Consider the following 2,667-nt stretch of genomic DNA (forward strand, 5'->3'; position numbering starts at 1 on the left):
AGTCCCGGCAGATTGAAAAAGCCTTCCGGGAGTTGGATGCACGGCTCGTACGTATAACCGGGCGGCAGCCCTACGCGGACGATCTGTTCGAATCCCTGCGACAGAAAGGCCCGAAGCCGGAGAAACATATTTCCGGGGTGCGGCAGAAAGAAATCAATTCTGCAAGGGAAGAGCAAACCGAACAGCCGGCTTCGGGTCGGCGGATAAAGCGGTGATGCCCGTCTTCGGGTGAATATCCTCAATAACACAATCAATTCGAGCATGAAACAGAAAATCATTCTGCTGTGTCTGTGCCTCGTCTGCACGGGCCGCAGCACATACGCCCAGTGGGTCGTCTCGGACCCCACGAACCTCGCGCAGGGCATCGTCAACTCCACCAAGCAGGTCGTCGAAGCCGCCAAGAACGGCTCCACCATGCTGCAAAGTTTTCAGGAAACCGTGAAGATTTATGAGCAGGGGAAGCGATACTACGACGCCCTGAAATCCGTCAGCAACCTCGTCCGCTCGGCCCGCAAGGTGCAGCAGTGCATCCTGCTCGTGGGCGAAATCTCGGACATCTACGTCGACGGTTATCGCCGCATGGTCGGCGACGAGAACTTCACGCCCGCGGAGCTCGCGGCCATCGCCGCAGGCTACGCCCGCATCATCGAGGAGTCGGCCGGGGAATTGAAGGAGCTGCAGGACATCGTGAACCCTACGGACATGTCCCTGACGGACAAGGACCGTATCGACGTAGTGCAGCGCGTCTACGGCGTGTTGCGGCGCCACCGCGATCTGGCACGCTACTACACGCGCAAGAACATCTCCATATCCCTGCTGCGGGCCGCCCGGAAGCGGGACATGGAGGGTGTACTCTCGCTCTACGGAACCGACGAACAACGCTACTGGTAGTATGGTACGCATGCTTTCCCTTACGGAGAATCTGCACACGATTCTCCGGGTGTTATACGACGATATGATGGCGCTGTGCTACCCGATGTCGCAGGTCGCAATGGCCATCGCAGGGATCGGGGCGCTGCTCTACATCGCTTACCGCGTCTGGCAGTCGATGGCCCAAGCCGAACCTATCGACCTCTTTCCCCTTATGCGGCCCTTCGCCATCGGAATCTGCATCCTATTCTTTCCGACGCTGGTGCTGGGAAGCCTGAACGGCATTCTCTCGCCGCTGGTAAAGGCCACGCATTCGCTTATGGCCGGGCAGACGCTCGACATGCAACAGTGGCAGGAGCGGCGTGAGCGGCTCGAACTCGAAGGCCGCGAGCAGATGCCTCCGGACAGCTACTACGCCGAGGACGAGGAGATGGAGCGCGAGCTCAGCGAGCTGGGCGTGGACGACCAGACACAGCAGACACTCGACCGCATGAACGAGGAACGCTCCTCATGGTCTGTAAAAGGACTTATCTTCAAAGGCTTGGCATGGATACTCGAACTGCTCTTCGCGGCCGCGAGCGTCATACTCGACGTGCTGAGGACTTTCTATCTGGTCGTGCTGTCGCTGCTGGGGCCGATCGCCTTTGCCATCTCCGTGTTCGACGGATTCCAGTCCACACTGACGCAATGGCTCACGAAGTATGTCTCGATCTACCTGTGGCTGCCGATCTCGGACCTTTTCTCAGCGATCATCGCACGTTTGCAAAGTCTCGCCATGCGGCATGATACCGAACTTATGGAGCAGGGATACAACTGGTATGTGGACTGGTCGAACAGCCTGAACCTGATCTTCATGCTCGTGGCCGTATGCGGATATCTCTGCATCCCCTCGATCGCCTCGTGGGTCGTGCAGGCGAACGGATTCGCCGCCTACAACAAGACCGTCTCGAAGATGACCTCGCTCGTAAGCGCCGGAGCCGGATGGACGGCCGGCAAAGCATGGGCCGGGGCCAAAGGCGCCGGCTCGGCGGCATTATCGGGCGGTAAGGCCGTAGGGCGTGGTATCATGAACGGCGCCCGGCTTATTTTCAGAAAATAAAATAATTCGCTGTTATGGAATTCAAGTGTTTAACGAACATCGAAACATCGTTTCGGCAACTGCGCATGTACGCTTTCGTCTTCGTCGGAATCTGCGCCGTCGTAACCGTGGCGGCGGTCTGGTTGTCCTACTCCTTCGCCGAACGGCAGCGGCAGAAGATCTACGTACTGGACACCGGGCGCTCGCTGATGGTGGCGCTCTCGCAGGACCTCGCACAGAACCGTCCCGTAGAGGCCCGCGAGCATGTGCGGCGCTTCCACGAACTCTTTTTCACCCTCTCGCCCGACAAGGCGGCCATCGAGTCCAATGTCGGACGCGCCCTGCAGATGGCCGACAAAAGCGCCTTGTCCTACTACAAGGTCTTGCAGGAGAAGGGATTCTTCAACCGCCTGATCGCGGGCAATGTCTCGCAGATGGTCAAAGTGGACAGCATCCGCTGCGATTTCAACCATTATCCTTACGAGGTTACGACCTTTGCACGGCAGCGTATCCTGCGCGAGAGCACCGTCACGGAGCGGTCGCTCGTCACGACGTGCCGTCTGGTGAACGTCTCCCGCTCGGACAACAACCCGCAGGGATTCATGGTCGAAGCGCTGAACATCGTCGAGAACAAAGACATTGCAACCTATGACCGTTAAACCGCACTCCCTGCACTGCCGCATCCGTTGGGTGCGGCGGGGGGGGGGGGGGGGGGGGGG

At 59.1% G+C, this 2,667-nt stretch carries 3 protein-coding genes and 1 pseudogene; all 4 read left to right on the forward strand.

The genetic code is table 11. From position 1 onward, the window contains the following. Positions 1–215: pseudogene (locus QVP03_RS02005) on the forward strand (hypothetical protein); the annotation flags it as partial. A gap of 46 nt (positions 216–261) precedes the next feature. Beyond that, positions 262–891 (forward strand): DUF4141 domain-containing protein, encoded by a 630-nt coding sequence (locus QVP03_RS02010; protein ID WP_022331990.1) that lies wholly within the window; start codon positions 262–264, stop codon positions 889–891. A gap of 1 nt (position 892) precedes the next feature. Then, positions 893–1,969 (forward strand): conjugative transposon protein TraJ, encoded by a 1,077-nt coding sequence (gene traJ / locus QVP03_RS02015; protein WP_022331991.1) that lies wholly within the window; start codon positions 893–895, stop codon positions 1,967–1,969. 14 nt (positions 1,970–1,983) lie between these two features. After that, positions 1,984–2,607: a conjugative transposon protein TraK gene (traK, locus tag QVP03_RS02020; protein WP_022331992.1), complete on the forward strand. Its 624-nt coding sequence runs from the start codon at positions 1,984–1,986 to the stop codon at positions 2,605–2,607. The last annotated feature ends 60 nt before the right edge of the window (positions 2,608–2,667 follow it).

Origin of the sequence: Alistipes sp. CAG:29, assembly GCF_000435435.1 — a bacterium.
Classification (GTDB): domain Bacteria; phylum Bacteroidota; class Bacteroidia; order Bacteroidales; family Rikenellaceae; genus Alistipes; species Alistipes onderdonkii.